This window comes from Nocardiopsis nanhaiensis (genome assembly GCF_054778635.1).
This window is the reverse complement of sequence record NZ_BAAGZJ010000006.1, coordinates 129934-152957: the sequence shown is the minus strand read 5'-3', so window position 1 is coordinate 152957 and position 23024 is coordinate 129934. Positions and strand designations below refer to the sequence as shown.

Genomic DNA, 23024 nt, shown 5'->3' with positions numbered 1-23024 from the left:
CGCCGCGGCGCGGCGCCGCGGGGACCGCTGGCACACGGCGACCCTCGCCCCGGCCCGTTGGAGCGCCCACGTGGTGAGCAGGCCCATCGGTCCGGCGCCCACGACCACGGCCCGATCGCCCCCGCGGACCCCCATGCGGTGCACCGCGTGCAGGGAGCACGCCAGCGGTTCCAGGAAGGGTGCGATGTCGACCGGCACCCCGTCCAGCGGAACGAGTTGCGTGCTGGGTACGGCGGCGAGCTCGGCCAGTCCGCCGTCGCGGCCGAGACCGATGGGGACGCGGTCCGGGCACCGGTTGTTCCACCCGTCACGGCATTCGGCGCACGCGCCGCATCCGATGTCGGGGTGCACGCCGACCGCCCGGCCGTCGGCGAGGTGTCCGGCGAATTCATGGCCGGGTACGAGAGGCTCCGGTGCGCCCCGGGCCAGGAGTTTGCGGTCGGTGGCGCACACCGACGCGGCTGCCACGCGCACGAGCTGCTCCCCCGGCCCGGGCCGGGGGTCCGGTCGCTCTTGGACGGATGCCCTACCGGGTCCCTCGACGACCAGGGCCCTCATGTGCCCGCCCGGTCCGCTGCGCCCGCGACCGGCACCGCGTGTTGGGTGCCCAGCGCGGTGTTGACGGCCATGACCGCCTCCAGGGCGCGCAGCCCGTCGGTCACCGTCGCCAGGGGCGGCTCGTCCCCTCGGGCCACGCGCACGAAGTGGGTGTCCTCGGCCCGGTAGGCGGCGGCGAACAGGTCACGCCAGCTGCGGACCGCGTCGGTCTCCACCACCCGGTCGCGCACCACCACGGCGGTGCGCTGGCTCGGCCCGCCCACGAGCACGGTGCCCTCCGTGCCGTAGACCTCGGCGCGGGCGTCGTAGCCGTAGCCGGCGGGGCAGGCCCCGTCGATCTGGGCGATACCTCCGTCGGAGAGGTCGAAGGTGGCGGCGACCACGTCGACGAACCCCGGGTAGAGCTCGGCGATGTCGGGGCGTTTGGCGGCGCGGCCCGTCGCGGCCACGGCGGTGAACTCCTGTCCGGTGAGGTGGCGGACGGTGTCGAGGTCGTGGGAGTTGACCTCGGCGATGAGTCCGCCGGAGCGGCGGATGTCCCAGGCCCACTCGGGTGGCAGCCCGGGGCCCCGGGTGGTGGAGCGCACCAGGACGGGTTCGCCGATATCTCCGGCCGCGACGCGTTCGGCGGCGCGGGAGAACCCCTCGTCGAAGCGGCGCATGAACCCCATCAGGACCGTTCCGGAGGAGCGGGCTTCGGCGGCGGCGATTGCGTGGGCCTCATCCATGGTTCTGGCCAGGGGTTTCTCGCACAGCACACTGCGGTCCGCGCCCAGTGCGGCGGTCGCGATCTCAGTGTGCGCCGGGGTGGGTGCGGCGATCACGACCGCGTCCACGGAGGGGTCCGCCACGGCCTCGGCCGGGCGGGCGAAGGCGGGGCAGTCCAGTTCGGCCGCGGCCGCGGCCCTGGCCGCGTGGTCCGGGTCGGCGACCCCGGCCAGCGTCGCTCCGGGTACCCCGGCGGCGAAGTTGCGGGCGTGTACCATCCCGGCGCGGCCGGCGCCCGCCACCAGGACTCGTAGGGGGTGTGTCATGTGCTCCTCCGCACCGCACGGCGCCGCCACTGGTCCAGGGCGACCACCGCCACGATGATCAGTCCGTTGACGACGCGCTGCCAGAACTCGGTGATACCCAGGATGCTCAGCCCGTTGGCCAGCACTCCGATGATGAGCACCCCGATGATGGTGCCTCCGATGCGGCCCTCGCCGCCGAACAGGTAGGTGCCGCCGATGACGACGGCCGCGATCGACTGCAGCTCCATCGCTTCGCCCATGAGGGCGTTGGCGCTGCCCTGGCGGCCGACGAGCATGAGTCCGGCGATCGCGGCGAAGGTCCCGGAGAGCGTGTAGATCCAGAGTTTGGTGCGGGCGACGTTGATGCCCGAGGCGCGGGCGGCCTCCGGATTGCCGCCGACCGCGTAGGCGGACCTGCCCAGGGTCGTCCAGTTCAGGATGAACCAGGCGATGAGGGCGCACACCCCGGCCACGACGACGATCAGGGGTACGCCCAGCACGCTCTGGGATCCCAGGATCTGCACGGTGGTGGGGATCGTGCGCCCTTCCTCGGCCTGTGCGTAGTCGGGCACCGGCAGCCCCGCCGTGACCAGGAGGGCGGCGCCGCGCACCCACGACAGGCCGCCGAGGGTGGCGATGAAGTCCGGCACCCTGAAGCGGGTGATGACGAACCCGTTGAAGGCCCCCACCGCGAACCCGGCGGCCAGTCCGATGAGCAGGGCGGCGGGTTCGGGCCACCCCCAGTGCGCGAAGGCGACCCCGGTCAGGCATCCGGCCAGGGCAGCCGTGGAGGCCACCGAGAGGTCGATGCCCCGGGAGATGATCACCAGGGTCTGTCCGACCGCGAGGATCGCGGCGAAGGAGTACTGGATCAGGATGTTGCGCAGGTTGGTGGCGGTGAGGAAGTCGGGGGTGGCGATGTGGAAGGCCAGGACCAGCACGGCGAGGATCACCAGGGCGCCGCCCCGGCCCCCGCCGGTCGCGAGCAGGGCGGCCAGGCGCTCCTTCGCCACGCCCAGCCCTGCTCTGAGCGATCCGCGGTTTCCGTCAGTCATGCAGTCCTCCAGCCGCCGCCATGACGTCCTCCTCGGCGGCACCGGGTTCCAGTTCGGCGACCACCCGGCCGCCCGACATCACCAGCAGCCGGTCGGCGAGCGCTCGGGCCTCTTTGATCTCCGACGTCAGGTATAGGCTGGCGACGCCGTCCTCTGCCAGGTGGCGCACCAGGCGGAACACCTCCTCTTTGGCGCCGACGTCGATCCCGCGGGTCGGGTCGTCGAGGACCAGCAGACGGGCCCCGGAGCACATCCACCGGGCCAGGACGACCTTCTGCTGGTTGCCGCCGGAGAGGGTGTCGGCCGTCTGCTCGGGTGAGCGGACCGCGATGTTGAGTTCGTCGATGTAGCGTTCGCTGAGCTCGCGTTCGCGCCGGGGGGTGAGGACCCGGCCGTGGGAGACCGTGTTCAGGGAGGCCAGGGTGATGTTGTGCTCGACGCTGAGCCTGGGAACGATGCCCATGGCGCGGTCCTCGCCCACGTAGCCGATCCCGGCGGCGACGGCGGCGCCGGGATCGCTCAGTGCCAGGCCGCGCCCGAGAACCTCGGCCCTGCCCTCGGTGGCCGGTTCGAGCCCGAACAGGCAGCGGGCCAGGCGGGTGCGTCCCGCCCCGACCAGCCCGAAGACGGCCACCACCTCACCCGTGCGGATGTCGAGGTCGATTGGTTTGAGGCGGGGCGGGCGGGCCAGACCGCGTGCGCGCAGTGCGAATTCCTGGCGTGCACCGGAGGACGGTCCGGGGCGTGTGCCGGCGACTTCCTCGGTGCCAACGAGTTGCCCGGTGCCAACGGGTGTCTCGGTGTCCGCCGGCCCGGCTCGGGCGGGCGCCTCTGCCCCGTCTTCGTGGTCCGCGGGCGGTTGGATCCGGTCGGGCCCGGACGCGGTCGGTGACGGCCCCCGGCCGACCATGAGCGAGGTGAGGAGTTGTTCGGTGGCCGCGGCGCGCTCGATGGTCTGGCGCATACGGCCGTCCCGGAGCACGCTGATCCGGTGGGACAGGTGCAGGACTTCGTTGAGGCGGTGGCTGACGTAGAGCACGGCCACACCCGCCCCGGTCAGGTCCGCGATGAGGTCGAACAGGCGGCGTGACTCCGGGTCGGACAGGGCCGAGGTGGGTTCGTCGAACAGCAGCACGCGGACCTCGCCCATCAGGGCCTTGGCGATCTCCACGAGTTGGCGTTCGGCCATGCCCATGGTGTCCACCCGGTCGTGGTGGCGGCCCCCGAGCCCGACCCGGTCCAGCTGTGCCTTGGCCGCCGACTCCAGGCCCCGCCAGTTCACCAGGCCGAAGCGCTTGGGCCACCGGCCCATGAGGACGTTCTCACCCGCCGACAGCGGGGGTATGAGGCTGAGCTCCTGGTAGACGATGCCGACCCCGGCGCCGCGGGCGCGCTGCGGGTCACCGAGGGCCATAGTGCTTCCGTGGACCTGCATGTGCCCGGCGTCCGGGGGGACCGATCCGGCGATGATCTTCATCAGTGTGGACTTGCCCGCGCCGTTCTCACCCAGCAGGGCGTGGACCTCGCCCGCGTACACGTCGAGGTCCACACCGTCCAGGGCGCGCTGTGCGCCGTAGGCCTTGGCCGCTCCCCGCACTCTCAGCACCGGGGTGTCACCGGAGTCGACTGTCATCGGCCGTCCCTAATCGCAGTCGGCCATGATGGACTCCCAGTCGATCTCGGGGAGTTCGGGGTCCGGATAGAACAGGTCGGAGTTGCCCTGCCAGGCGGTGCGGGGGCGGATGTCCTGGGTCTGGTCGACCTCAGCGCCGCAGGCCAGTTCCACCGCGGTCCGGGTTCCCAACCATCCCCAGTCACCGAACCCGTGGTGGGTCTCGGCCACGAGTGATCCGTCCTCGATGGCCTGCACGGATTCGGGGGTGACGTCGTTGGTGAACACCGAGACACTGCCCTCCTCCGGGGCGTCCTCGCCGCCGGAGTCGTCCAGGACGCCCTCGCGTTCGGCGACGTTGATCGCGCCCAACCCCATCTCGTTGGAGGCGGCCCAGATGAAGTCGAGCTCGTCGGGGTCGAAGCGGGTGAGGTAGTCCTCGGCTGCGCTGACACCGGCCTCGCGGTCCCAGTCGGCCGCGATGGGTTCGGCGATGATCTCGATGTCGCCGTGCTCCTCCAGCACCTCCCGGAAGCCGGTGAGCCGCTGCTCGGAGAAGAACGTCCCGGCGATGCCCTCGATGATGACCCCGTCGGCCTGCGCGTCGACCTCGTCGGCTTCGGCGTAGGCCGACTCCCAGAAATCGAGGTCGAGGAAGCCGTCCTCGGGGACCTCGACCTCCTCGCCCTCGCCGAGGACACCGGGGCCGCCGAAGTAGTCCAGGACCGAGTAGGCCGAGACCGCGGCCGCCTCGGCGTTGTCGAACCCGATGTAGCTGGCGATCTCCATGTCCTCCTGTTCCTCGAGGAGGTTGACCATGATCACCGGGATGTCGGCCTCGTCGGCGGCCTGGATGGCGGGGCGGATGGTGTCCGTGTCGGCGGGCGCGACGGCGATCACGTCCACGTTCTGTGAGATGTAGTCCTCGATGATGCCGATCTGGTCGGCGTAGTCGGTGTGCTGTTCGGGCGCCTGGGTGCGGACCTCGATGTCGAAGCCGGCCTCCTCGGCGTCTTCGGCGGCCTCTTCGAAGAAGTTGGTGGCGGTCTGGAAGACGCCGGTGACGTCGGGCGGGGTCCACCCGATGACGATGTCGCGCGTCTCGTCGTCGCCGGGGCCGAGGTCCCGGCCGCAGGCGGTGAGGGCCAGGGCCGCCACCGCGGTTGTCGCGAGGAGTCGTGTGCTGGTTCGAGTGCTCACTTGCACTCCTTCCGCTGGCTCAGACGCTGGTGTAGCCCCCGTCGATCACGATCTCGGAACCGGTGAGGAAGCCCGCGGTGTCGGCGGCCGCGTACACCACGGCCGAAGCGATCTCCTCGGGCTCGCCCAAACGCCCCGCCGGTCGCCCCGAGGCGAGCGCGCGCTCGTGGTCCTCGGGTGAGGGGGCGGAGGCGATCGCACGCTCGACCAACGGGGTCCGGGTGGTGCCGGGGCACACGCTGACCGCCCGCACGTTCTCGCGCGCGTGGTCGGCCGCCAGTGACTTGGTGAACATGACGAGCGCGGCCTTGGACACGTTGTAGGCGACCTGGCCGGGGACGGCGACGATCCCGGCTTCGCTGGCCACGTTCACCACGACCCCGCCGCCGTGCTCGCGCAGCAGCGGCAGCGCCGCCCGTGTCAGTCGGACGGGGACGCGCAGGTTGATGTCCATGAGGCGGTCGTAGTCGGCGTCGGTGAGCTCCTCGACGGTGGCGAGCAGGTGCTCGCCCGCGTTGTTGACGAGCACGTCGAGCCGACCGGTGCGCCGCGCGGCCCGGTCCACGAGCGCATCTGCGGCGTCGGGGGCGGTGAGGTCGAGTTCCGCGAACTCGCCGCTGCCGGCGGTGTCCTCCAGGCGTGCGGCGAGGGCCGCTCCGCGTTCGGGATCGCGGCCGCAGGCGACGACGTGGTGTCCGGAACCGGCCAGGGCGAGCGCGGTCGCGTGACCGATCCCGCTGGTCGCCCCGGTCACGATCGCGGTTCTCATGGCCGACCCCTCCTGTACTTGACGTCCGCAGACAAGGGCTACTGTGTAGTGAAACTACGAAAACATGACCTGCATCACAGATTATTGGCGGCTTGTTCGCGGAACACAAGGGGGTTGACCGGCTCTTCTTCGAAAATGTAGTAGTAAAACTACCTCGTGATCCGGTCGTGTCAGGGAGGAGACCGCAGTGTCCGACACAAGCACGGCACCCGCCGCCTTACAGATCGACCCGGTCACCGGCGCACTCGCCGGCGCCACCGGCCGCTACGACAAGCGCATGCGCGACCTCGCCGGCCTCTACCAGGACCGCGACGCCTACGCGAGAGCCGCGCAGCACGACCCCGACCGCCTCATGTACCGGGTCCACGAACACCGGCGCGAGGAACGGCCCGGCGACCTGATCTTCGGCACCAGCGTGCTCGAACCCGGAACCGTCGGCCGCGAGTACGCCATGACCAGGGGACACCTGCACGAGATCGCCGACCGGACCGAGATCTACAGCTGCCTGCGCGGCCACGGCATCTTGCTGATGGAACACGTCGACGGCCGCGTGCACGCCGCAGAGATGCGGCCCGGCACCGTCGTGTACGTGGGACCGCACTGGATCCACCGCAGCGTCAACGTCGGCGCCGAAACACTGGTCACCCTGTTCTGCTACCCCGGCGACTCCGGTCAGGACTACGGCATCATCGAACGCTCAGGAGGCATGCGCAGCCTCATCGTCACGGACGGGAACGGAGGCTGGGCGCAGGTCGACAACCCCGGCTACCGGCCCCGGAACCATCCCTAGGCTCACTGGGGACGACCCGCCGACAGCCCCGCCGTGAAAGGAGAGTCCGCATGGCCGACCGCGCCGACGCCGACTCCACGTCCCCTCCCGTCGCGCTGCTCAACCGCATCGCCGACGCGGAACCGTCCCTGCGCCGGTCCGAACGCAAGGTCGCCCAGGCCGTCCTGGACGACCCCAAGGGTGCGTTGGCGCTGAACATGGCGGGGCTGGCCAAGACGGCACAGGTCAGCGAACCGACGGTGATGCGGTTCTGCTCAGCGGTCGGTTTCGAGGGGTTCCGCTCGTTCAAGCTGGCCCTGGCGCAGGCCCTCGCCTTCGGGCTGCCCCCCACACACTCGGCGATCCGGCCCGGCGACACCAGCGGCGAGCTGACCGGCAAGATCTTCGACCACACGCTCAGCAGCCTCGGCCACGCACGGCAGCACCTGGACCAGGAGGTCGTCACGCAGGCCACCGACGCACTCGCCGACGCCTCGGACATCCTCTTCATCGGGTTCGGCGCCTCGGGGATCGTGGCGGAGGACGCCCAGCAGAAGTTCCCGCTCTTCGGGGTTCCGTGCACCGCGCCCATCGACGCCCACCAGCAGTTCATCGCAGCGTCGATGAGTCGGCCGACGTCGGCCTTGGTGGCCATCTCCAACACCGGCCGGACCCGCTCGGTCATCGACTGCGCGAAGGTCGCGCGCGCCAACGGGGCCACCGTCGTCGGGATCTCCGGCGCCCGCACCCCCCTGCTCGAACACTGCGACGTCGGGCTGGTGGTGGAGAGCCTGGAAGACACCGACTTCTACACCCCCACCACCTCCCGGCTGGCCCAGCTCGTGGTGATCGACATCCTCGCGACCGGGGTCGCTCTCCGGCAGGGCCCGGACGAGATCGAACGCATGCGGACGATGAAGGAGCAGCTGACCGCCATGCGCACCGGCCACCATCCGGAATACTTCCTCGGCACTGCTGAGGCGGACGCCGAGGAGACGGCCCCGGGTGACGCGGACGCAGCGGCCCGGGACACGGAACACGCCTCGGACCAGGAGCCACCGACGACCTAGGAGATCGCGCACACCCGCCGCGGGTGGGGCGAGCGCACTGGGGCGACCAGCAGGGAAAGGCTGAACGTGCACACGACACAGACCATCATGCAGTTCGTCGGGGTGACCACGGGTCAGTCCTCCATCAACCGGCTCTTCCCCCTGCTCGCTACGGAGATGGGCCTGACCGACGTGCGGTTGGAAGGGCGGGACCTGCCGCTGCGGGCGCCCGCCGGGGCCTACCGGGCGGTGGCCGACGACATCGCGGCCAGTGCGCGTGTGCGGGGCGCACTGGTGACCACGCACAAGGTGGACCTGTTCGCCTCGGCACGGGACCGGTTCGCCAGCGTCGACGAACACGCGGACCTGCTCGGGGAGATCTCGTGCATCACCCGCACCAGCGGCGGGTTGACGGGTCACGCCAAGGATCCCGTGACGGCCGGACGCACCCTCGACGCGATGGTCGGACCCGGCTATTTCGACCGCGGCGGAGGGCACGTGCTGTGCCTGGGCGCCGGGGGCGCGGGCCTGGCCACGGTGGTCACGCTCCTGCTGCGCGGTGGCGCCGGGGATCGGCCCGGACGCGTGGTGCTGACCGACGTGCGCGAGGACCGGCTCCACGCCGCACGGGAGGTCATCGACCGCATCGGCGCCGAAGACAGGGTGGACTTCGAACTGACCGGTGAGGGCACCGGACTGCTCGAACGGATGCCGCCCGGCTCGATGGTCGTCAACGCCACAGGGCTCGGCAAGGACCGGCCGGGGTCACCGCTGGCCGCCCGCGCCCGCTTCCCGCGATCAGCAGTGGTCTGGGACTTCAACTACCGGGGCGGCCTGGACTTCCTCGCGCAGGCACGCGCCCAGGAGCAGGAGCGGGATCTGCGTGTGGAGGACGGCTGGCGGTACTTCGTCAACGGCTGGGTGGAACACACCGCAGAGGTCTTCGGGGTGGCCCTGGACCAGGCCCGGCTCGACCGGCTCCACGCGGCCGCCGACCGGTGGCGCTCAACCCCGGCCCCGGACGAGTCCACCTGAGCGCAGTCGTGCGCACGGTCCTCGACGGCATCTCCCCCGCCGGCCCAAAGAGCCAGCCGACAGCCTTACCGGTGGGGCCCGTCCCGCTCGTTCCGTTCGCCAGGCGTGAGCGGCGGGGCACGGGAGCTCGTGCCCGCGACCACCCTCGTTGTGCCTGATGTCCCCCGAAGTTTCCCGGCCCCGTTCCCGCCGTTGAGCCGACATTCACGTCACTTCGGGACGCTGCGGCCATGGTCAACCTCGGTGGCGGCGGCCACTCGGTCGAGGTGGCGGACGTGCGCAAGTCCTACGGGGCCGTCACAGCCCTCCACCCGGCCAACGTTCGGATCACCGCCGGTCAGTTCGTCGGTGTCCTCGGGGCATCCGGGTGCGGCAAGTCGACCCTGCTCCGGTGCCTGGCCGGGTTGGAAGAACCGGAAAGCGGTCAGATCTCCATCGGGGAGCGTGTCGTGTTCGACGCGGCCGCCGCGGTCGCGGTGCGCCCGCGGGACCGGCACCTGGGCATGGTGTTCCAGGACCTGGCCCTGTGGCCGCACCTGAGCGTCTTCGAGAACGTCGCCTTCCCGCTCCGCGCCCGGCGGGAGCGAGACGGTCTCCGCGCCCGGGTCGAAGCCGCGCTGAAACGCGTCCGGCTCACCGGATACGCGCACCGCTATCCACAGGAGCTCTCCGGCGGACAACAGCAACGTGTCGCGTTCGCCCGCGCGATCGTGGGCGACCCCCGACTGCTGCTCATGGACGAGCCGCTGTCGGCCCTCGACTCGGGCCTGCGGGCCGCGCTGCGCACCGAACTCGCGCAACTGACCCGAGAACTCGGGCTCACCACCGTCTACGTCACACACGACCAGGAAGAGGCGATGGCGATGTCCGACCGGATCCTGGTGATGCGCGAGGGGAGAATCCGCCAGGACAGCCCCCCGGAAGAGCTCTACCGCAACCCCGCCGACCCCGGCGTGGCCGAGCTCGTCGGACGGTTCAACCACCTGCCCTCCGATATTTCTCCGGCGGCGCTGGCGGGCGTCCGCCCCGAACGTGTCGGCATCACCGACGGAGCCGGACACGGTGGGATCCGGCTCAACGGCCGGATCGCGGCCTCCGCGTACGTCGGCGGGCGCTATGAGCTGAGTTGCCGCGTCGAGGGCACCGAACACCCCTGGACCGTCTATGCCGCCGAGACACGGCCGGTGGGCAGCACCGTCTCACTGCACGTGGCCTCCGACGACCTCCTCGCCTTCGATTCCCCGTCCGCCCAACGGCCCGCCTAGTCCCCTGCCCCACAGATCCGAAGGAACAACCGTGTCCATGGTGAGCCAACGCGGCGCCGCGCTGATCGGCGCCGCCCTGACCATCCCGCTGCTCGTCAGCGCCTGCACCGACCCCGATGCCGCCTCCGGTGCCCAGAGCACCACCGAAGCCGACGCGTGGGACCCTCCGGAAGGCCTGGAGGGAGAGGTGACGCTCTACTCGGTGAACCCGCAGGGACTCACCGATGAACTCATCGACGTGTTCGAGGACCGCACCGGCGTGTCCGTCGAGAAGTTCAGCGGCCAGACCGGTGACGTCACCGCGCGCTTGGACGCCGAATGGGACAACCCGCAGGCGGACATCGTGTACCTGGCGTCCTGGGCACCGGCCGGGGACTACGCGGAGGAAGGGCTGCTCGAGCCCTACGCCCCGGACGGCGCGCAGGAGGCGCACGCGGGGTGGTCGGATCCGGAGGACCGGTTCGCCGGACGCGACGGCTCCGCCCTCAGCCTCGTGGTCAACACCGACACAGCGCCCGCCGACCCAGCGGACTGGGCCGATCTCGCGGCCCCGGAATGGGCCGACCAGGTGGTCATGCCCGATCCGCGCGAGTCGGGTACCGCGCGCGACCTCATCACCGCGATGGTGCTGGACCTGGGCGAAGAGGAGACCTGGGAGCTGTTCGACACGCTCTTCGACAACGGGCTGGAGGTACGGGGAGCCAATGGCCCCGCCCTGGACAGCGTCCTCGCCGGTTCGTACGCCGCGGTCATGGGAGGCGTGGACTACTCGGCCTACTCGGCTCGGGAGGACGGCGAACCGGTCGAGGTGATCCTGCCGACCAGTGGGACCACGGTGACCCCGCGTCCGCTCATGCTGACCCGCGACAGCGCCAACCCGGAGGCGGCCGAGGCCCTCGCCGACTTCATGTTCTCCGAGGAGGGCCAGGCCATCACGGCGGCGCACTACATGATCCCGGCACGAGAGGACGCGGAGGTCGCCGCCGACACCCGGGAGTACACCGATGTGCAGCAGTTGGACTTCTCGTGGGACGAGGTCGCCGACTCCGGCGCCGACGTCCTCGCCGAGTTCGAGGACCGGTACCTCTAACAACCCATGACATCGACCTCCCCCGCCGCGGGGGGCCGTCCGCTCGGCCCCCCGTCCACCGGAACCCGCCGCCGGACACCGCGGATACGGGGCGCGGCCTCGTCCACGGCCGCCCTCCTCCTACTCACCGTCCTGGTCGGCGTTCCCCTGGTACTCGTCGTACTGCGTGCGCTCCTGGGCCACCGGGACCAGCCGGGGGCCCTCGGCACCCTGGTCGAGCCGGGCAACGTCACCGTCATCACCAACACGCTCGTACTCGGGGCGATGGTCGTGGTCGCCGCCACGCTGTACGCGGCGCCGCTGGCCTTCCTCATGTCCCGGACCGGTCTGCGCCGCCACCGCTGGATCGACGTGGCGGTGCTCATCCCGTTCCTCACCCCGCCGTACATCAGCGCGATGGCGTGGATGGAGTTCACCCGTCCCGCCGGACTAGCCGAGACGTGGTTCGGTCCGTTCGGCGTCCTACTGCAACAGGTCTTCGCGACCCCGGTGGGGATGGCCGTGGTGATGGGGGCCGAGGCCTTCCCCCTGCTCTACCTGATCCTGCGCAACGCACTGGACCGGGTCGGGGCCAACACCGACGAAGCCGCGGCCGTGCACGGCGCCACTCCGGTGACGTGGTTGCGGCGCGTCCTGATCCCCATGGTCGCGGCGAGCTACTCGCTGGGCGCGCTCCTGGTCTTCGTGCGCGCCGCAGGCGAGTTCGGGACCCCGGTCACGCTGGGCAACCAGATCGGCTTCCCCGTCCTGGTGAGCCAGATCCACCGAGACCTCACTCAGGCGCCCCTGGACTTTCCCCGCGCCGCCGCGCTGTCCAGTGTGCTTTTGGGGTTGGGGATCACCGCGTGGGGGCTGCAGCAGTGGTTCCTGGTGCGCCGGGCCGACCGGGTGACGAGCGTGCGCTCACACCGGGAGGGGCGGGTCCGCATCGGCCGGGCCGGGCTCTGCGCGGGGTGGCTCTGGGTCGGCACCGTCCTGACTGTGACCGCCGTCCTGCCCTGCTTCGTGCTGGTGAGCGGATCCCTGGTCTCGCTGCGGTCCGGCGGGCTGGCGTTGGACAACCTGACACTGGACCACTACCGCGAAGTGCTCACCCTGGGACGCGGCGGGATGGAGGCATTGAGCACGAGCGCGTGGCTGGCCGTGGTGACCGCGACCCTGACGACCGCCGCCGGGACGGCACTCGCCCTGCACACCGTACGCCGACGCACCCGCACGGCCCGTGCGGTGGGTTTCCTGGCGCTCGCCCCGGACATGGTGCCCACCATCGTGCTCGCTCTAGGGTTCATCTTCCTGTGGAACGCGGCGTGGCTTCCCGCCACGCCCTACAACACGATGGGCATGCTCGCCCTCGGGTACTGCGTGATCTTCCTTCCCCTGGTCGTACAGAACGTTTCGGCAGCCCGCCTGCAGATCAACGACCGCCTGATCGAGGCCGCCGAGGTCGCGGGCGCTTCGAGCTGGGACGTGACACGCCGAATCCTCATGCCGCTGCTGTTCCCCGGGATCGTCGCCGGGTGGCTCCTGGCCTTCTCGATCGGGGTGCGTGAACTCGTCCTGTCCAGTCTCCTGCGCCCGCCAGCGACACAACTCCTGTCCACCTGGATCCTCAGTGAATTCGACCAGGGCAACCGCGCCGCCGCGATGGCCATGACCGTGATCGCGGTATTCACCAGCACCGCGGCCATGGTCGCGGTCGACTCCTGGCGCAGCCGCCGGCAGAGGCACGTCTCGGGTTCCACACGACCGACCGGTTGAGGTCATGGGCGCCCGCGTGCGCGGGGCCCTTACGCCCGTGCGCCACAGCGACCCGGTTTCCAGTGCGTAAGAGACGGGCATCAGGGGCTAACATCCTGCTCATAGGTGACTTGCCACACTCAGGGGAACATGGGTCACACTCACCCCGGCCACATCCTGCCTGGCGGGGTCGAAGCTCCGGCACGGCGCGGGAGACCCCCGCCCGCTGCGGGCAGCGCCCTCCCCCGAACAGCCCTCGCAGCCCTTCTCCACCCCTTCGCTGACGCATTCTGCGCTTCGGGCCATCGCAATCCCTGGACCCACACCCCACCGAAAGGCGCGAACATGACCAGGAAGAGCAAAACCCCGACCCCGGTCACGATCACTTTGTGGAGCCTGATCATCATCGGCTTGGCGACCCTCCAGTTCCCGGGCATCCTCTTCTACCACGACGTGACCGAACCCAGAATCCTCGGAATGCCGTTCATCTACGGGTTCAACATGGTCGTCTGGGCCGTTCTCTGCGCGGTGCTCCTCGTGGCGTACAGGGTCCGCTGGGGCCGCCCCCGGCCCGAGGAGCTCGACGAGCAGGACTCTCCCGGCGCCGACGAGGAGGGTTCGAAGCCATGACCGCACAGAATGTGCTGGGTGTGCTGGCGATCGCCGGCTTCCTCGCGGTCCCCCTCGTCATCGGTGCACTCGCGTCCAGGAAATCCACGGCCACGGCGGACGACTACTTCGTCCAGGGGCGCTCCATGGGTTCCGTCGCGGTGTTCTTCACCGTCACCGCGACGTGGTGGAGTGCCTTCGCGTTCCTCGGATCCAACGCGAGCTTCTATACCGAAGGTCCGCTGTACTGGACGGCCCTGGTGTGGAACGTCTTCTTCGGCGTCATGTTCTACTGGATCGGAAAGCGCGTCTGGTTCCACGGCAGACGCGGAAACTACGTCACACCGCGGGACTTCTTCGTCGGCCTGTACGGCTCCAAGAGCCTGGGCACGTTCATCGCGGTCATCCTGCTGGTCTTCACCCTTCCGCACCTGCAGATCCAGCTCACCGGCGGCGCCTACCTCATGGAGGTGGCCTCCGACGGCATGATCCCGTTCTGGCTCGGCGCGCTGCTCTTCTACCTGGTCATCATCGTCTACGTCTGGGCTGGAGGGGTCCGGGCGATCGCCTGGACCGACGTGTTCTACGGTGTGGCGGTCTTCCTGGGCCTCATCGCAGCGGGGGTCTTCGTCGTCGGGGAAGTCGGCGGCATGGGCACGATGTTCGACGAGATCGAGCAGGTCCAACCGGAGCACCTGGTTCTGGGCGACGGCGTGTGGATGACCTGGGTGGCCATGTTCCTCATCACCCCGCTCGGCGCGCTGATGGGACCGCAGATGTGGACCCGGATGTACGCCACGAAGAGCGCACGCCTCTTCGACATGATGCCGTTCCTCGTGGGGCTCATGGCCTTCGCCTACATCGGTTCGATGCTGATCGGGAACTCCGCCGTCCTGCTCGACCCCGACGTCGAGGACGCCGACCACGTCCTCCCGACGGTGCTCCTGGAGCACGCGCCGCTCATCCTCGCCCTCCTCGTCATCGCGGCCGGCGCCGGCGCCGCCATGTCCACCGCCAACTCCCAGGTGCACGCGATGGCGGCCAGCTACACGGTCGACTTCCACGAGCGCTACGTCCAGAAGGACCTCCCGGAACGGAAGCGGGTCTGGGTCGGGCGCTGGGCCATCCTCGGCTTCTCCGCCCTGGCCTACGTGATGGCGCTCTACATCCCGGGGCTGCTCGTCACCATCGGCCTGGTGGCCTTCGCGGGCCTCGCGCAGGTCGTCGTGCCGACAGTCGGAGCACTGTTCTGGAGGCGTTCCAGCGTCGTGGGCGCCACCGCGGGCCTGATCGTCGGTGTCTCCACCCTGGTGCTGTTCACCGCGCTCCCCGAGTGGGCACCCGGGCCGTTCTCCGAGGGCGGCGGCGGACTCCTGTCCCTGCTGCTGAACATCATCACCTTCGTTGCCGTCAGCCTGTTCACGAAGCCCCGCGACGAGAGGATCCTCCGCAAGGTGCTCGCCAGAAAGCGGGACTTCGACCGCGAGAAGTGGGATTCCGAGGACGACCCGGACACGCTTGAACCCGATGAGAAGCCGGACCAGCACAGCGACCACCCATGACGGATCGAGGCAACGTGCCGAACAACCCCACCAGCCACGACCTCTTCGGTTTGGACCCCGACGGGTTCCTCGCCGACTTCCACCACACCACGCGCTACGGCGCGACGGAGAACGGCGGAATCGACCGCCAGGCGGCCACTGCACCCCACGGCGCGGTGCGGGACTGGTTCGAGGAACAAGCCGTCGCGCGGGGGTTCCGTGTCCTGACCGACGAAATCGGCAATATCTTCGCGACCAAGGAGTGGATCCCCGGGGCGCCGTACGTGCTGGTCGGCTCGCACCTGGACAGCCAGCCGCTGGGAGGCCGCTTCGACGGGACCTACGGCGTCGTCGCGGCGCTGCACGCGGCCGACGCCCTCGACCGGGCCGTGAAGGACGAACGCCTGGTGCCCCAGGCCAACATCGCGGTCGTCGACTGGTTCAACGAGGAAGGGGCGCGCTTCCCGCCCTCCATCATGGGCAGCTCGGTCTTCGTGGGACTCTTGGACCTCGAGAACGCGCTCCGTACCGTGGATCCGGCCGGGGTGACCGTTTCTGAGGCGCTGGCGGAGACGCGCCGACGCGGGGGCACCGTGGACCTGCCGCTGGCGGGCTACGCGGAGATCCACATCGAGCAGGGCCGGCGGCTGGAGCGGGCCGGGATCCCCATCGGCGTCGTGGACCGCAGTTGGCACACCCAGAAACTGCTGGTCCGAGTCGTCGGCGAGCAGTCGCACACCGGGGCCACCCTGATGTCCGACCGCAGGGACGCCCTCGTGGCGGCGTCACACGTGGTCGTCATGGTGGAGGAGCTCGTCGACGAGTTCACACCGGAGAGCATCGTGACCTCGGTCGGCAAGTTCGATGTCCAACCGAACTCACCCATCGTGGTGCCGCGCCAGGTCGACCTGGTGGTGGACATCCGCGCCGACGAGAAGGCCGACGTCACCAAGGCCCGTGCCCTGCTCCTCGACCGCATGGAGCGCCTTGCCCAGAGGCGGAACGTGACGATCGACGCCGAGGACTTCGACATCCGGCCGATCCAGCGGTTCCCGCGGGACGCGGTGGACCTGGGGCGGGAGGCAGCCCGGCAGGAGGGCGAGGAATCGGCTGTGCTCGCCACCCTGGCCGGACATGACTCGGTGGCGTTGAACCGGGTGACACCGACGGTGATGCTCTTCGTCCCGTCCGTCGACGGGGTATCGCACTGTGAACGCGAATTCACCGACGACGATGACCTGGTCACCGGGCTCCGGGTACTGACCAACGCCACCGCGCGCATGGTGACCGGTGACCTGTCCCAGACGGAACCCGGGGGTCGGCTGCCGCATGGGTAACGGGTTCGGTGGAACAGGGCCCGAGGTGCCGGTCGAGCCTCCGGTTCCGGCAGACGAAAAACTCGCCGCCCTCCCCGCGACCGAGGTGCTGCGGCTGTTTCACGCCAAGGAGCTGGCACCCAGCGAGTACCTGGACATCCTGCTGGAGCGCATTTCCGCAGACTCCCGCCACGAGTTGCCGCTCAATGCGTTCATGGAGGTGCTGGACGACCAGGCCCGTACTCAGGCACGCGCCGCGGACGACTTCTATGCTCGGGGCAGGGAAACCGGCGCCTCCGGTAGTCCGGCCGGTCGCGCGCTTCCTCTGATGGGCCTGCCCGTCGCCACCAAAGAGAAGCACGCGCTGAAGGGCCGCTCCCTCAGCCAGGGAATGCTAGCCCATGCGGACGCCGTGGCCGAGGAAGACCACCCCATCGTCTCGCGCATCCGTCGGTCCGGCGGAATCATCCACGGCAGGACGGCGTCGCCGGAGTTCTCCTGCGCGACCGTGACCCATTCCCGGATCTGGGGCGTGACCCGCAACCCGTGGGACCGCAGGCTGTCACCCGGTGGATCCTCCGGCGGTGCGGCAGCGGCGCTGGCGGCCGGCATGACGCCCCTGGCGACCGCTTCCGACATCGCGGGATCGACTCGCATCCCCGCCGCCTTCACCGGCAATGTCGGGTACAAGGGGCCCTACGGGACGGTTCCGGGTGCCGGGCCGCTGGCCGCGGACTGGTACCGCGGTGACGGCGCCATGGCGAGAAGCGTGTCCGACACCGCCCTGCTGACCGACGTCATCCGGGGCCAGCACCCCTCCGACCACAGCACCCTTCCGTCCGCGGTGATCGGGGAACTGTCCGGAGAACAGGCGCTCTCCGCCCTGCGGGGCCGCCGGTTGGCCTACTCCCCCACACTGGGCGACTACCCGGTCGAACGCGGTGTGCGGGAACAGGTCGATCGCGTGGTCAGGGACCTCGAGGCCGCTGGCGCGGACATCGTCGACGTCGACCTGCCCTGGACCACCGACGAGATCCGCGACACCAGCATGGCGCACTTCGGCCACCTGCTGGCGGAAGGGATGAGCAGTCTCCTCGCCGGTCGGGAGGACACCGCGGAGGAGTACACGCTCCACTTCATCCGGGTGGCCCGTGAGCACGCCGAGCGCCGCACCCTGTTCGACACCATCGCGGCGGAGCACCGGATCCAGGCGGAGCTGTCAGCCGCGCTCCAGGGCGTCGACGCGCTGTTGACCCCGGCCTCCGCGGTCCGCGCCCTGGATGCGGACGGGCAGTATCTGGACGGGTTGACGGTCTCCGACCAGCCCGACGGGGTGGACCGCGAGCTGGAGCACTACTGGGAAGCGCACATGACCGTGCCGTTCAACATCGCCAACCGCTGTCCGGTCCTGTGCGTGCCCGCCGGTTTGGCCTCGGGTTTCCCGGTGGGAATGCAGATCGTCGGTAAGCCCTTTGACGAAAGGAGCGTCTTCGAGATCGGCCGAGAAGTGGAAGAGCTTGCGCAATGAACTGACTCGACTGCTAACTGTCATTCTCAATCAGCCAGAATTGAACCCTGAGTATCAGAACAACACACATCCTCCTATGCTCTTGGTACCAGACCATAATTCGCCCTTCGGCATGATCCAGGACTCGGGAAATCTCTGAATCCTCAACCCTTGGTTCACCCAGATGCTTGACAGAAGCCGCATCAGCAAGCCACTGCGCTAGGAGCTCCACCCCTTCCTTCGCATCAGGCTCAAGGCCACCAACAACATGCTCGGCGTCGGGCAGATACTCCCAAGTCCAGTTGGTCACCGCTGAACCTTGCGCGTAGCTTCGTCGATCATCATTGCGATCTCACCTGCGGATTTCCGCGCCTCCACGAGGCCCTCAGCCTCCCCGACAGCCCGCTCCAGGTCATGCAATCTCGCAGCACGGCGTGGGAACCTTCTCAGTTCCACAAATACTCCCCACCGATACAAGAACGTGTGCATAGGAACCGTACTGTCCGTTTAAATGGCTTCCTCCCATGCCTGGTGAAATTCTTCGTCGAAATGAACACCAGCGGCAAGATCCAGTCGACGCACGGCAACGCGCAAGGCTTGCTCCGTCAATGGTGGCATAGGGAAAAGTGCGCCGTCAGCGCTTCCGATGTGCCGCGCTGAGTTCGAAACCATACGTCTCACCTACTCCAGGAGTGATCCCTGCGTGCGCGGGACGCGACCCAAATACTTCCCGAGCATATCCAAGCAACCAGTTCACCGCCGCGTGCCCGGTGCCCGAGCTCAGTAACCGGCCCGTACCGCGTAGATCGCCGCCTCCGTACGCGAGTGCACCTGCAGCTTCTCCAGGATGTTGCGCACGTGGTTCTTGACGGTGTTCTCCGTGATGAACAGGCGCTCGCCGATCTCGCGGTTGTTCATGGACTGCGCCACCAACCGGAGCACCTCACTCTCACGACCGGTGAGCTGCGGCAGGACCATCTTCTCCGCCGGCCCGCTGTCCTGCTTGGCGAGCTCGGCGAACTCCGTGATCAACTTCGCCGCCATCCCCGCGTGCACGCTTGTACGACCGGCCGCGATCGAACGCACCACCCCTGCCATGTCCGTGACCGCGACATCCTTCAGCAGGTACCCGGACGCCCCCGCTTTCAGCGCCTCGAACAGGTCCGACTGGTCCTCGCTCATCGTCAGCATCACGAACTTCACGCCGGGCACGGCGGCGCGGATGCGGGGGGCGGCCTCGATCCCCGTGGAGTGCGGCATCCACACGTCCATGATGATCACGTCCGGGCGCGAGGTTTCGGCGCGTTGCACGGCTTCGTCCCCGTCTCCGGCTTCGCCCACCACGTCGATGTCGTTCTCGTCATCGAGCACAGACATCAACCCGCGGCGGAAGAGGGCGTGGTCGTCCACGACCATCACGCGGATCGGCTTCGCGGGAGCGGGAGGTTCGGGGGTGGGCGGGGCTGGGGAAAGAGTCACCGTTGCTCCTGAAGTTGTGCGCGGCGGTGTGGGGTCGGGTTAGCCGTCGCGACCCGTGCGGTACATCGGACTCTCACCCTCAGTGGCCCCAGACCTGCTGAGGTAGTCGCAGAACAGGCAAGTCCTGGCCGCTAGCGGCCAGGGGGCGATGACGCGCACCGGGTCTCCTCGATTAGGGGCTCTACTCCGATGATCCCACGCTGGGTCACGGCGTGGGCCGCAATGCCAGAATCCGGGGCGACAGGGCAACGGCTTGCGGTCGTGGGGCACCCGGATGAGGTACAAGACAACTGGGAGAGGGTCCCCTACGGGTGCAAGAGCTGCAATTCAACAGTTTTGGGCGAGGATGCCCGGGCGTTCACGCCCGGGAGGAATCGCCCTGCCCGCTTCGGGGGTGAGGCTCAGCGACAGTTCCGCCGCCCATCGCAGACCAGTTTCGTCGTTTGGCCCCACCAGCGGCCGACGGGTCGTTAGTGTGTTCGACCATGAAGCTGGTGGTGCGGGTCAAACTCCTGCCCTCGCCTGAACAGGCGCGGGCTCTACAGGAGACCCTGCACGCCTGCAACCGGGCCGCCAACCACGCCTCCCGCATCGCCCAAGCGACCGGGGCCCGGAACAAGTACGCCCTCCAGAAGAAGGTCTACACCGACCTCAAGGCCTCCTTCGGGCTCTCGGCACAGCCCGCGGTGCGGGTGATCGGCAAGGTCGCCGACGCCTACACCACCCGGCAGGCCCACCTGAAATCCGGACACCTGGGACGCGCGGGGTCGCCGCGCCGCCAGCGCGCCGAGACCACCCCGGTGGCCTTCCGCCCGGAGGCGGCTCAGCCGTTCGATGCGCGGTGTCTGTCCTGGCAGATGGATGCGCGCACGGTCTCGATCTGGACCACCCAAGGGCGGATGAAGAACCTTGCCTTCACCTGCGCACCGGACCAGCTCAAACTCCTGGCCCAGTACCGGCAGGGGGAGAGCGACCTGATGCACCAGGACGGGCAGTGGTACCTGGCCGCGACCTGTGAGGTGCCCGAGGCGCCGTTGAACGAGGACCCGGTGGGGTTTGTGGGGGTGGATCTGGGGATCGTGGAGATCGCCACCACCTCCACCGGGCAACGGTACGCCGGACGCCAGCTCAACCGGTACCGGCGCCGACAGATCCGACTCCGGGCGAAACTGCAGAAGAAGAACACCAAGAGCGCCAAACGCCTGCTCAAGCGCCAGCGCCGCAAGGAGGCCCGGCGGGCGCGGGACGTCAACCACCAGATTTCCAAGCACATCGTGGAGGGGGCCGAACGCACCGGCCACGGCATCGCCCTGGAAGACCTCAAGGGCATCCGTGGCCGGGTACGGCAGGCCAAACACCAACGCTTGGCGTTGCATTCGTGGAGTTTCGCCCAGCTGCGCGACTTCCTCTCCTACAAAGCTCGCAGGGCCGGGGTGCCCTTGGTGGTCGTGGATGCGGCCTACACCTCGCAGTCCTGCTCGGCGTGTGACCACACCAGTAGACGCAACCGGCCCTCCAGGGCGGTTTTCGCTTGCCGGGGTTGTGGTGTGGTGTTGCACGCCGATGTCAATGCTTCGCGCAACCTCGCCCGTCGGGGCGAGGCTGTGTGGATCGCGGGGCGCCAGTCAACCGCCTCTGCATCCTCCCGACAGTGAGGGGGTGCTGGACGCGGGAGGTCTCCTACCAGCCAAGTGGGCACCTACCTGCAAGCCCGTGGGCTTCACCCACGGGTAGTTGATCCCCGCGTGCGCTGGGCTCGGGGCCAACTATCTGTGATGACGCGAGGCGTTGTTGTCTCGCAACCTGGCTTCAAACGTTGGGGGCCACCGGCGGAGCGGGCCCCTGGGCCACATCATAGATGGGCTTGCGGCCCGGCGGAGGGGGATCCGCCGGGCCCTGTGGTTAGCGGGTGGGGGCGAGGACCTCGCGGAGGGCCGCGGGACTGGACGCGGTGACGAGGTCAGCTGGGCAGGGGCACCTGAGCTTTGCCTCGGTTGGCTGGAGTACCTTCGTCTCCTCCCTCAAGGCCCCCACACCCGATAGACGCCTCCCCCAAGCAACGCAGAGCCCCGGGATCGCCGTTGATCCCGGGGCTGGTCTATGGCGCCACCGCGGTCGAGCCTGAACTGCTCGTCGGGTGGTCGAGAATCGGCGGAGGCTACAGCTTGGTGGACGACACCGTGGATTCCTTCAGTACCTGGGCGGTCCGGAGTCCGGCGAAGGCCACGGCCAGCGCTCCAACACTGACCACGGTGAGCACTCCCCCGGCCATCAGGGCACCCGCGGCCCCGATGAGGGGCGCCAGGCCGCCGAGGGTGAGGGCTCCGGCCGAGTTGCCGATGGTGGACTGCGCGGTCCACACGGAGTTGACCCGCCCGCGCAGGTGGTCGGGGGTGTGGGACTGCAGGAGCGCGTAGCGCAGGATCTGCTCCACGACCTGGCCGAAGCCCAGGAACACCAGGAAGGCGAAGGCCAGGGGCGCCCAGGGGCTGGCCCCGAAACCGAGGACGGCGAGACCGCAGACGGCGACCGCCGCGAGCAGGAGCGCGCCGCTGCGGCGGGCCCGCCCGGCCCAGCCGCTGGTGAGCGATCCGATCAGCGCTCCGACCGCCGGTGCCGTGTACAGGATTCCGACCAGGCCGGGCCCGCCGCCGAGGACCTTGTCGGTGAACTCGTTGATGAGCACCTGCGGCGTGGCGAACAGCATCTGCGCCAGGCCCAGGAGCAGGAGCGGGCCGACGACGCGGTGCCTGAACGCGAACCCGCCCCCTTCGCGCAGGGCGTCGAGGACCGGCTGGGCGCGGGATTCGGCGGAGGGTTCGAGCCTGGGCAGGCGCCACACGAGGAAGGTCGTGAAGAGCGAGAGCAGCGCGGTGATGACGTAGTTAGAGCCCATCCCGAGGCTGGCGATGATCATCCCGCCGAGCGCGGGCGCCATGACGTTGCCGAGGTGGCCGTTGAGTGCGATGAGCGCCCCTGCCGCGGGGAGCTTGTCCCGGGGCACGAAACCCGGTGCGGCGGCCTGGAGGGCGACGGTGCTGAACGATCCCAGGAAGCCGTTGAAGGCCGCGATCGCGTAGATCACCCAGAGCCAGGGTTCGGCGGGGAGGAGGGTGTTGGCGGCGAGGACGCCGAACCCGATGACGGCGGAGGCCCGGCCGATGACGATGAGGCGCCGCCGGTCGCCGCGGTCGGCGAGCATGCCGCCGACCAGGGTTCCGGAGAGGACGCTGACGGCGGAGGTGGTGTGGACGGTGGCCACGAGCAGTGAGGACCCCGTGATCTCGTACACCTGCATGGGTAGGGCGACGGCCGCGAAGCCCAGCCCGAAGATGGAGATGAGCCGGGCGACGAAGATGATCCTGAACTCGCGGCTCTGGCGCAGGGGGCTGATGTCGATCATCAGCTGGGAGAGTTTCA

At 69.3% G+C, this 23024-nt stretch carries 20 protein-coding genes; 11 read left to right on the top strand and 9 right to left on the bottom strand.

Annotation, left to right across the window (positions count from 1 at the left end):
- From ACYVD1_RS04715 to ACYVD1_RS04690, 6 genes are all read right to left on the bottom strand, one after another.
- The coding region (locus tag ACYVD1_RS04715) for a zinc-dependent alcohol dehydrogenase (protein ID WP_460768234.1) at positions 1–558 on the bottom strand (558 nt) is incomplete at its 3' end.
- Positions 555–1592, bottom strand: coding sequence for a Gfo/Idh/MocA family oxidoreductase (locus ACYVD1_RS04710; protein WP_460768231.1), 1038 nt, complete (start codon positions 1590–1592; stop codon positions 555–557). The genes ACYVD1_RS04710 and ACYVD1_RS04715, both read right to left, overlap by 4 nt.
- Positions 1589–2626 (bottom strand): ABC transporter permease, encoded by a 1038-nt coding sequence (locus ACYVD1_RS04705; protein ID WP_460768229.1) that lies wholly within the window; start codon positions 2624–2626, stop codon positions 1589–1591. The genes ACYVD1_RS04710 and ACYVD1_RS04705 overlap by 4 nt, the downstream gene beginning before the upstream one ends.
- Positions 2619–4259, bottom strand: a complete 1641-nt coding sequence (locus tag ACYVD1_RS04700; protein WP_460768226.1) for a sugar ABC transporter ATP-binding protein — start codon at positions 4257–4259, stop codon at positions 2619–2621. Before ACYVD1_RS04700 ends, ACYVD1_RS04705 begins: the two co-directional genes overlap by 8 nt.
- 9 nt (positions 4260–4268) lie before the next feature.
- Positions 4269–5438 (bottom strand): sugar ABC transporter substrate-binding protein, encoded by a 1170-nt coding sequence (locus tag ACYVD1_RS04695; protein WP_460768224.1) that lies wholly within the window; start codon positions 5436–5438, stop codon positions 4269–4271.
- A 19-nt stretch (positions 5439–5457) separates the two neighbouring features.
- Complete coding sequence (locus ACYVD1_RS04690; protein WP_460768222.1) at positions 5458–6207, bottom strand: SDR family NAD(P)-dependent oxidoreductase; 750 nt, start codon at positions 6205–6207, stop codon at positions 5458–5460.
- A 187-nt stretch (positions 6208–6394) separates the two neighbouring features.
- On the opposite strand from ACYVD1_RS04690, the gene ACYVD1_RS04685 reads away from it, so the two are divergent.
- The 10 genes from ACYVD1_RS04685 (at position 6395) to ACYVD1_RS04640 (ending at position 18146) form a co-directional block, all read left to right on the top strand.
- A complete protein-coding gene (locus ACYVD1_RS04685) occupies positions 6395–6997 on the top strand; it encodes a glucose-6-phosphate isomerase family protein (RefSeq protein ID WP_460768219.1) in 603 nt (200 codons plus the stop codon).
- Between the two features lie 50 nt (positions 6998–7047).
- On the top strand, positions 7048–8046 hold the full coding sequence (locus ACYVD1_RS04680) for an SIS domain-containing protein (RefSeq protein WP_460768215.1): 999 nt from the start codon (positions 7048–7050) through the stop codon (positions 8044–8046).
- A gap of 66 nt (positions 8047–8112) precedes the next feature.
- Complete coding sequence (locus tag ACYVD1_RS04675; protein ID WP_460768212.1) at positions 8113–9060, top strand: shikimate dehydrogenase family protein; 948 nt, start codon at positions 8113–8115, stop codon at positions 9058–9060.
- A gap of 230 nt (positions 9061–9290) precedes the next feature.
- Positions 9291–10325, top strand: coding sequence for an ABC transporter ATP-binding protein (locus ACYVD1_RS04670; RefSeq protein WP_460768210.1), 1035 nt, complete (start codon positions 9291–9293; stop codon positions 10323–10325).
- 37 nt (positions 10326–10362) lie between these two features.
- On the top strand, positions 10363–11415 hold the full coding sequence (locus ACYVD1_RS04665; protein WP_460768249.1) for an extracellular solute-binding protein: 1053 nt from the start codon (positions 10363–10365) through the stop codon (positions 11413–11415).
- A gap of 6 nt (positions 11416–11421) precedes the next feature.
- The gene (locus tag ACYVD1_RS04660) at positions 11422–13173 is read left to right on the top strand and encodes an ABC transporter permease (protein WP_460768207.1); all 1752 of its coding nucleotides are present in this window, start codon (positions 11422–11424) and stop codon (positions 13171–13173) included.
- A 324-nt stretch (positions 13174–13497) separates the two neighbouring features.
- Positions 13498–13782 carry a hypothetical protein gene (locus ACYVD1_RS04655; RefSeq protein WP_460768205.1) on the top strand — a complete coding sequence of 95 codons (285 nt, stop codon included), beginning with the start codon at positions 13498–13500 and terminating at the stop codon, positions 13780–13782.
- A complete protein-coding gene (locus ACYVD1_RS04650) occupies positions 13779–15323 on the top strand; it encodes a sodium:solute symporter family protein (protein WP_460768202.1) in 1545 nt (514 codons plus the stop codon). Before ACYVD1_RS04655 ends, ACYVD1_RS04650 begins: the two co-directional genes overlap by 4 nt.
- The gene (locus ACYVD1_RS04645; protein WP_460768200.1) at positions 15320–16639 is read left to right on the top strand and encodes a M20 family metallo-hydrolase; all 1320 of its coding nucleotides are present in this window, start codon (positions 15320–15322) and stop codon (positions 16637–16639) included. The genes ACYVD1_RS04650 and ACYVD1_RS04645 overlap by 4 nt, the downstream gene beginning before the upstream one ends.
- 25 nt (positions 16640–16664) lie before the next feature.
- A complete protein-coding gene (locus tag ACYVD1_RS04640) occupies positions 16665–18146 on the top strand; it encodes an amidase (RefSeq protein ID WP_460768198.1) in 1482 nt (493 codons plus the stop codon).
- A gap of 13 nt (positions 18147–18159) precedes the next feature.
- Here the strand turns inward: ACYVD1_RS04640 and ACYVD1_RS04635 are convergent, their stop codons facing one another.
- Both ACYVD1_RS04635 and ACYVD1_RS04630 read right to left on the bottom strand, forming a co-directional pair.
- Positions 18160–18435, bottom strand: a complete 276-nt coding sequence (locus ACYVD1_RS04635) for a hypothetical protein (RefSeq protein WP_460768196.1) — start codon at positions 18433–18435, stop codon at positions 18160–18162.
- Between the two features lie 470 nt (positions 18436–18905).
- Positions 18906–19541, bottom strand: a complete 636-nt coding sequence (locus ACYVD1_RS04630) for a response regulator (RefSeq protein ID WP_460768247.1) — start codon at positions 19539–19541, stop codon at positions 18906–18908.
- A 548-nt stretch (positions 19542–20089) separates the two neighbouring features.
- On the opposite strand from ACYVD1_RS04630, the gene ACYVD1_RS04625 reads away from it, so the two are divergent.
- Entirely contained in the window at positions 20090–21259 is a 1170-nt protein-coding gene (locus tag ACYVD1_RS04625; RefSeq protein WP_460768194.1) for an RNA-guided endonuclease InsQ/TnpB family protein, read from the top strand.
- A gap of 503 nt (positions 21260–21762) precedes the next feature.
- On the opposite strand, the gene entS is transcribed toward ACYVD1_RS04625, so the two are convergent.
- Positions 21763–23007 carry an enterobactin transporter EntS gene (gene entS / locus ACYVD1_RS04620; protein ID WP_460768242.1) on the bottom strand — a complete coding sequence of 415 codons (1245 nt, stop codon included), beginning with the start codon at positions 23005–23007 and terminating at the stop codon, positions 21763–21765.
- Positions 23008–23024: the final 17 nt, after the last annotated feature.

Excerpts from the sequence above, each read along its gene's own strand:
- ACYVD1_RS04710 (WP_460768231.1), bottom strand. The coding sequence starts at position 1,592 with ATGACACACCCCCTACGAGTCCTGGTGGCGGGCGCCGGCCGCGCCGGG.
- ACYVD1_RS04665 (WP_460768249.1), top strand. The coding sequence starts at position 10,363 with ATGGTGAGCCAACGCGGCGCCGCGCTGATCGGCGCCGCCCTGACCATC.
- ACYVD1_RS04705 (WP_460768229.1), bottom strand. The coding sequence starts at position 2,626 with ATGACTGACGGAAACCGCGGATCGCTCAGAGCAGGGCTGGGCGTGGCG.
- ACYVD1_RS04680 (WP_460768215.1), top strand. The coding sequence starts at position 7,048 with ATGGCCGACCGCGCCGACGCCGACTCCACGTCCCCTCCCGTCGCGCTG.
- ACYVD1_RS04625 (WP_460768194.1), top strand. The coding sequence starts at position 20,090 with ATGAAGCTGGTGGTGCGGGTCAAACTCCTGCCCTCGCCTGAACAGGCG.
- entS (WP_460768242.1), bottom strand. The coding sequence starts at position 23,007 with ATGATCGACATCAGCCCCCTGCGCCAGAGCCGCGAGTTCAGGATCATC.
- ACYVD1_RS04690 (WP_460768222.1), bottom strand. The coding sequence starts at position 6,207 with ATGAGAACCGCGATCGTGACCGGGGCGACCAGCGGGATCGGTCACGCG.
- ACYVD1_RS04700 (WP_460768226.1), bottom strand. The coding sequence starts at position 4,259 with ATGACAGTCGACTCCGGTGACACCCCGGTGCTGAGAGTGCGGGGAGCG.
- ACYVD1_RS04655 (WP_460768205.1), top strand. The coding sequence starts at position 13,498 with ATGACCAGGAAGAGCAAAACCCCGACCCCGGTCACGATCACTTTGTGG.
- ACYVD1_RS04650 (WP_460768202.1), top strand. The coding sequence starts at position 13,779 with ATGACCGCACAGAATGTGCTGGGTGTGCTGGCGATCGCCGGCTTCCTC.
- ACYVD1_RS04645 (WP_460768200.1), top strand. The coding sequence starts at position 15,320 with ATGACGGATCGAGGCAACGTGCCGAACAACCCCACCAGCCACGACCTC.
- ACYVD1_RS04670 (WP_460768210.1), top strand. The coding sequence starts at position 9,291 with ATGGTCAACCTCGGTGGCGGCGGCCACTCGGTCGAGGTGGCGGACGTG.
- ACYVD1_RS04660 (WP_460768207.1), top strand. The coding sequence starts at position 11,422 with ATGACATCGACCTCCCCCGCCGCGGGGGGCCGTCCGCTCGGCCCCCCG.
- ACYVD1_RS04630 (WP_460768247.1), bottom strand. The coding sequence starts at position 19,541 with ATGGTCGTGGACGACCACGCCCTCTTCCGCCGCGGGTTGATGTCTGTG.